7 protein-coding genes are annotated in these 6,189 nt (G+C 54.0%); all 7 read right to left on the reverse strand.

What is annotated here, in order from left to right:
• Positions 1 to 441 precede the first annotated feature (441 nt).
• The gene (locus FFS64_RS30865) at positions 442 to 624 is read right to left on the reverse strand and encodes a hypothetical protein (protein ID WP_137808425.1); all 183 of its coding nucleotides are present in this window, start codon (positions 622 to 624) and stop codon (positions 442 to 444) included.
• A gap of 57 nt (positions 625 to 681) precedes the next feature.
• Entirely contained in the window at positions 682 to 2,316 is a 1,635-nt protein-coding gene (locus FFS64_RS30870; RefSeq protein WP_137808426.1) for a DNA cytosine methyltransferase, read from the reverse strand.
• Between the two features lie 704 nt (positions 2,317 to 3,020).
• Positions 3,021 to 3,302 carry a hypothetical protein gene (locus FFS64_RS30875; RefSeq protein WP_137808427.1) on the reverse strand — a complete coding sequence of 94 codons (282 nt, stop codon included), beginning with the start codon at positions 3,300 to 3,302 and terminating at the stop codon, positions 3,021 to 3,023.
• Positions 3,299 to 3,937, reverse strand: a complete 639-nt coding sequence (locus FFS64_RS30880; protein WP_137808428.1) for a ParA family protein — start codon at positions 3,935 to 3,937, stop codon at positions 3,299 to 3,301. The genes FFS64_RS30875 and FFS64_RS30880 overlap by 4 nt, the downstream gene beginning before the upstream one ends.
• Before the next feature lie 33 nt (positions 3,938 to 3,970).
• Positions 3,971 to 4,201 carry a hypothetical protein gene (locus FFS64_RS30885; RefSeq protein ID WP_137808429.1) on the reverse strand — a complete coding sequence of 77 codons (231 nt, stop codon included), beginning with the start codon at positions 4,199 to 4,201 and terminating at the stop codon, positions 3,971 to 3,973.
• Positions 4,202 to 4,248: 47 nt separating this feature from the next.
• Positions 4,249 to 4,542 carry a hypothetical protein gene (locus FFS64_RS30890; RefSeq protein ID WP_137808430.1) on the reverse strand — a complete coding sequence of 98 codons (294 nt, stop codon included), beginning with the start codon at positions 4,540 to 4,542 and terminating at the stop codon, positions 4,249 to 4,251.
• Between the two features lie 335 nt (positions 4,543 to 4,877).
• The gene (locus tag FFS64_RS30895) at positions 4,878 to 5,786 is read right to left on the reverse strand and encodes a replication initiator protein A (protein ID WP_137808431.1); all 909 of its coding nucleotides are present in this window, start codon (positions 5,784 to 5,786) and stop codon (positions 4,878 to 4,880) included.
• Between the last annotated feature and the right edge of the window lie 403 nt (positions 5,787 to 6,189).

Raw genomic sequence — 6,189 nt, forward strand, 5'->3', positions numbered from 1 at the left:
CGTCATCCACAAATCCACGGGCTGTGTTAGGGGATGGGTCAGGGGATCCCCGTGCAGGCGGTGGGGTTCGTGGGTGATCGGTGCTCCTGCAGGTGCCGGCGGCGCCGGTGGCCACCGCCAGGTGGCCGTGCCCTGCCCTGCTCTTTCCCGCGGCTGATCGCGCACCTGGTGCACGTCGGTCGACGCGCCCGGGCCAGCACCTGGTCAGCTGCTCGATGCCGGCGGCGCCGGCGGCGCCGGCAGCTGCTGCACGTGATCGTGATCGAGGCCGGTGCCGATCGGCATGGCCGGCGATCGCCGGTGAAGCACATCCAGGAGAGGGTGAGGATGTTGGCCAGCGGATCCGCGCTCGATCGGCGCGGCAGGGGTGGAAAACGTACTGGGCCAGAAGCTGTATGTGACGAAAGACAGGGCGATAATAGGTACGTATATCACCGACATCTACGATCCGAAGGGCAAAACACGTTGGGGAATCACATTAGCTGGGTGCTCACCTTGCGAAATCCTGCGAATGACTTCAACCAACTCCAGAGGTCCCAGCTGCTCCTGGGTACCTAGATCCCAGAAAAACTGCGCAACCTTCACCAGAAGTACCGGATCAAGCTCTTCGTTGCCGACCACCATATGTACTTACCTCCTTGCGTACCTACGTACGTAATTACATAGGTACGCAATCCATTATTAAGGGGCGTACCTGCTAACGCTGATTGCCATCGCGATGGGGCGAACCCAAATAGGCATATTGCTGAGCACAAAGGTTTCGCCTGTCGCCGCCAGAAGCAGTGTCGTGCCCATAACATCGGCAATGGCCTTAGCGGCCTTGGGCGGCACAGCATTACCTATGCGCTGACGCCAATCGCTGTCGTTCGAGCCATAGAGTTGAAATAGCTCCATCTCATGGCGTCGTTTGATTTCGAGAGCGTCTAATGGGTCAGCAGACCAGTGATCCTCCGGGTCAAAAAAAGACTGCAATGCGGCAAGCTCAAGGGTTGTGAAAGGCCGATGCCAGGTGTTGTCCATCGAGCGAATAATACAAGTTAAGCGTTCATTGGGCTGTGGCAGACGTGGGTCCGCCACCGAAAACCTGCCGTTATCATGTCGAGCACTAGCTGAAACAACAGATGCTGACTGATCGTACCTGACAACCCCATAGTGCCCACCTGTAAGGTAGGGATCACCTTTCTTTTTTGCCATACCAGGCCGGGGATCGGCAATCGCGAAGCGGCCCTGTCCTGGGGACTGTTGGCCGGGTATCGTCCCGCAGCTGTCCATCCAGTGGTGCACGCCAAACTGCTGCCCATGGTTCCATCGAGCTGATTGCGCCACGCGAGGATCTGCAACCGAGAAAGCACCGTTAGTCGGCCCTGCTCGGCCGGTGATGGTTCCGCTACTGTCGCCCCATTGATGAACCCCAAGATAACCACCGCGGTACTCAGGAATGATGACCAGGTCGCGCAAATACCCGTCCTCGATCGCGTATTCGTTCAGACTACGCCAATCACCGCCAGCCTTGACCAACGCTAATCGAACCCAGGTTTGCCATTGCAGCGAAGGCACCCGGTGCATGGGGCCTGCTGCTTCAACATCACCAGCCAAGGGCATACGGCTCAGGACATCACCGATCGGCCGGAGGCTGTGCTTTGGTGGCTCATAAATGAACGCTGGGACCTTTTCTGTGTGCCGCGCGATAAGCAAGAATCGCTTTCGGCTCGCAGCCAAGTTACCGATTTCCCCGCAGTCATGTGCTGTTTCGGAGAAGGCATAACCGAACAATGACAACAGCTTCCCAATCTGATCGAGCAGATGCCTTCCCCTCGTTTTGAGACGTGGGACGTTTTCAAAGAGGATGAGCGGTACCGGGTCATCCTTCCACGCTTCCAACATCAGCCAAATGCAGCGCAGGGTTAGCTCGTTCAGGGCCTGGTATCGTGGTGTTCCGGCCATAGACTCTGGCAACAGGCCTGTAGCGCCTTTACAGGGGCTACTTATAAAGCAGGCATGTGGGGTGATGTTCTTTGCAGCGCGCCGAATATCCTCCGGGGTGGCTTCTTTCCAGCCAACTGGAGGCTCCTTCCCATGGAACCTGGTGTATTGATCCCTGGTGAAAAGATCCATTTGTGTACCCTTTACACCGGTAAGCTTTTCAAAGTCCTGCAGGCCATCAAGGTCAACGTCTACACCGCCGAGACAGATCCAGTCACCAACCAGATTTCCAACCCGAGGATTGGACATATTGAAGCCTTTGGCGCCGGCTCCAGATCCACAGCACATGTGAAAGTGGTGAAGGGGGTAGCGTATGGTCGCTTGTGCAGTCATGTATTGCGCTCCTAGACGTGGAATGTGTTGGAAGAAGCCAGGTAGCCGCCTGGCTTTAACCGTAAATACCTACGTACGTAATTACGTACTTTTGCAAAGCATTTTGTAGATACCACCCTGCAATGCGCTCGGGCAGCTGGTGATCGCAGCTGCAAGACGCCATACAGGCAGCTCCGAGAGCCTCCACAATGGCAGCTCGCGAATTTCATTAAGTGGCATCTTGGCAAGATCAACGCGGGGTTGCGGCATCGTCATATCCTCAATGGCATTTGAACCTGCGGGGTAGCAGGTAAGGGAACTATATTGCAGTTGCGTTATTACGTAAATACGTATGTACGTAATTGATTAGGTATTTACGTTGGTCAGGGGATTCGTGCGAACTCGTCGCGCCTCAAGGTGAGGGAGGTTCCGGCGGCCGCCTTCAGTTGGCCGTGCCCTTGCCTGTTCTTTCCCGCGGCTGATCGCGCACCTGGTGCCGGTCAGTCGACGCGGCAGGCTATCGCCGGTGATGTGAATCCGGGAGAGAGAAGGTGGCCAGCGGATCCGCGCGGGATTGAAACGCTACCGAGCGTTTGTCGGAGACAGGGGAGGGGAGGAGAGGAGAGGTGAACGTTCGACTTGGGACCGGGCTGCGTATATCGCCGACAATCGCACACAAAAAAGCCGCCATAGGTGGCGGCTTGCGTACTTACGTAACTACGTAATTACTTGCGTGATTTGTCTTGCTTAGTGAACCAAGCTTCCAGCGCCTCGTCGATGATGTCCGACTCATTCACTTTTTTCCCTTCGCTCTTCGATCGAGCAAATGCCTCATCGGCCAGACGCTCGTTGAACGTCTTGCGGATCCGGATCGTTTTGTTCTGCTTCTCATTGACGTTAGTTGGTACCGGGGTAGCTACCCGGGCCGACGCTGCTGCAGGAGATGGTTCAACAGCGCCTTCGGCGCCGCCCGATCGGAACTCATCGAGGGAGGGTTTGCTTTTCATTGCGTGATCTCTTCATAGAACGCTTTCATTTCCGCAATCGCTTGCGGGTCTTTCGCCAGTTCTTCAACTGTCCGGCCTTCACCAATCGCCCGGCGGAACACTACGCGCTCGCAGACACGAGCAGATAGTGCGCTGAGCTTGTTTTCCTGCAGCCATTCGAGCATGTCTTTGGCATCTTTCGTACGCGGATCCACGCGGGCCAATAGGACCTTCACGACAAGATTGGGGTTGTAGTCCTTTGCAATGTCCACCACCTCAAGCAAATCCGTCATCGCAGCGGCATCAAGGTCAGAGGCGCCTACTGGAATAATCGCCACATCAGCGAGCAAGAGGGCGTTACGAAGACCGGGAGCATCACGACCACCAGCATCAACCACTGTGTTCTGATAGTTGGTGACCAGGTGTTTGCCTTCGTCGTAGATGGCTTTACCACGCAGGCAAATAGTGACCGGCATAGGCAAACCCTCAGCTTCTTTGCAATCACGACGCCAGGCGGCCCAGGTCGCAGCGCTTTCCTGGGGGTCGCCGTCGATGAGTAGCGTTGGCCCCTTGGTTGCCAGATTGCATGCCAAGTGGATGCTGTTCGTAGACTTCCCTACACCGCCCTTGGTGTTTACTACTGCATACGTTGTCATTGTGCCCCCTTACATAAATAATTATGTACGTATTTACGTAACTTTAATGTTAGATCGCTGAGAAATCAAGGTAAACCCATGGACTGCAATGTCTCTCGGTTCGGTTTTGAATTTCTGCGACAATTGGTTTCTTGCCAGATCGAGGAGGTGCTCCTCGATCTGGTCTTCATCAAGAGCGTTGACCTGGATGGCAATCTCAGCCTCCTCAGGGGAGGGTTGCAGCGAGGCCATATTTACAAAGAGGACGACGTATTCTCTAAGCATTATCCCGAATCCTACATAATTACGTATTTACATACGTAATTAATTAATCAAATAGCAATCCCACGTTTCGCTTTTTCAAGAAGCCCTTGGAGATGTTCGATCGCTTCTTGATTGTTGCGGATGGCGTAGTCAGGAAATGCGGCTCTTCCAGACTCCTTGCGCTTTAGCAGATCGGCGATGTGATCTTCCTCAAAGCCCATGCATTCGAGCGTCTTCTCGTCATCTCTGGCTACGGCGTCGTTAGCGTCCAACATCATCTGCTGGGCGTCTTTCAGGCGACGGATTTCGGATTCAACCTGGTTTATAACCTCAGGATCCGGAGGTTTTGGCGCAAAAATCATCGCGATGCTCCTAGACGGTTTCTCGGCACTGCGAGCACTGGTAGCCGCCAGTGGCTTGCTGTGTTTTGGACGTGGCATGCGAAGTATAGTCATATTATGTACTTACGTAAATACTTACATACGTAATAAGTAGGTTGAGTTTGTCGGCGATATACGTGCCGCGAAACACAGCGTGAGAGCTCCTCCCGGAGCTCCCAGCGAATCTTTTTTTGCGTATTTCACAGACCTGCGCTGAGGCGGCAGAAGGCCGACACCAAGCCGGCGTTTAGCCGGATAGGCGATCTTGGGAGAGGAGGGGGGGCGCATGGGAAATGTCGGCGATATACACTTGGATGCTAAACAGGGATAGTTTTTTCCAGTTTTTCGTACCACGTGTAACCGTCAACCATGTTGCTCAGCTCTTCCGAGAGCGCCTTGTTATTACGGGTATAGAAAACGACCCTTTGCACCTTGTTGCTCTTATCCAAAGCAATTCGGTAGTCCGGCAGTGAGTCACGCTTGATGATGCTTCTGATTTCGGAGCGGAAACGCCGAAGATCCTGGCTAGAACCTGATTTTTGCCGGAGAATTTCGATGTCACACTTCCAAAAAACTTTTTTACCCGCGTGCTTTCTGGCCAACTCGTAGAGACGACGTTCGAGCGCTTGGCCCAGGCCGAAGTACCGCCGATCGATGGTGAGAACTTCAAAGTGGATTAGAGCGTTGAAGAGCCATTCAGAAATCGTGACGCTGACTTCCAGTGCCCCCTTGCCGTTTGCAGTAGTCCGCTCAATTTCATAGTCATCGATAAAACCGAAGCCTTTGACCTGCTCGACACCACCGGTAACGATGTTCGTTTCGAGGTTCGTACCTTTGAGACGACGCAGCATATCGACAACCAGGTAATAGGAGTTTCCACCTGGTGATCGACATGTGCCGGTCAAGAATCGATAGATGTCCACCTTTACTTTGCGAGCAAGAGGTTGACCCAATTTCCGGCCTTCGATCAATTGAGAACCGATGAAAAGCAGAAGATCCTTATCGAAAACCGTTGCAGCTCCGACAACAGAGGGTGTTATCCGGATCCGCTTCTTGGTGGTTGGGTTTTCGTATTCCCGAATCTCCGTGTCGTGTTTCTTCGACAGGGAAAAAATAGGGAATTCCATACTGGCCAAATCGTCTTTTACCGGCCATTCCATGAGATTGGCGTGAAAAAGATCGGCTTGTTCAAATGGTTTAAGGTCGTCGTTCGAGCTCACGCTCATTCCCCCCGCAAGGCTGCTGGTAGCAAAAATACCACCATCAGATAAATTCCGGTCACCACTTCACTTGCTGACCATCAAATCGAAACGTAACATGCAGAAACCCAAAAGTGCTCCTAGACGGACTCTGTCGGGTAGAAGCCCGAGTCGGTAGCCGCCACTTGGGCTTCGTCGTTTCTGACGCGCATGTTACTCAGATTACGTAGATACGTAAACACGTAATTACGTAGATAAACCCTCCCTTCGCAAAATCAGTCCTCATCTCGCCGCTTTGCCTGGTCATGGGTCAGCCCGGAAGCCGCACGCGGCGCGCAGCCTGCTTGCAGGCGAGCACCGAACGGGTGAGGACTGAAGCGCAGCGGTCCCTTTACCAGGTGGCTGGTAATCAAGGCTCCCCCGGCGGTCA

Source organism: Pseudomonas sp. G(2018), assembly GCF_005502415.1.
Taxonomy (GTDB): Bacteria; Pseudomonadota; Gammaproteobacteria; order Pseudomonadales; family Pseudomonadaceae; genus Aquipseudomonas.

Coding starts and splice junctions, on each gene's coding strand:
- FFS64_RS30870 (WP_137808426.1), bottom strand. CDS start 2,316: ATGACTGCACAAGCGACCATACGCTACCCCCTTCACCACTTTCACATG.
- FFS64_RS30875 (WP_137808427.1), bottom strand. CDS start 3,302: ATGAAAAGCAAACCCTCCCTCGATGAGTTCCGATCGGGCGGCGCCGAA.
- FFS64_RS30865 (WP_137808425.1), bottom strand. CDS start 624: ATGGTGGTCGGCAACGAAGAGCTTGATCCGGTACTTCTGGTGAAGGTT.
- FFS64_RS30890 (WP_137808430.1), bottom strand. CDS start 4,542: ATGATTTTTGCGCCAAAACCTCCGGATCCTGAGGTTATAAACCAGGTT.
- FFS64_RS30885 (WP_137808429.1), bottom strand. CDS start 4,201: ATGCTTAGAGAATACGTCGTCCTCTTTGTAAATATGGCCTCGCTGCAA.
- FFS64_RS30895 (WP_137808431.1), bottom strand. CDS start 5,786: ATGAGCGTGAGCTCGAACGACGACCTTAAACCATTTGAACAAGCCGAT.
- FFS64_RS30880 (WP_137808428.1), bottom strand. CDS start 3,937: ATGACAACGTATGCAGTAGTAAACACCAAGGGCGGTGTAGGGAAGTCT.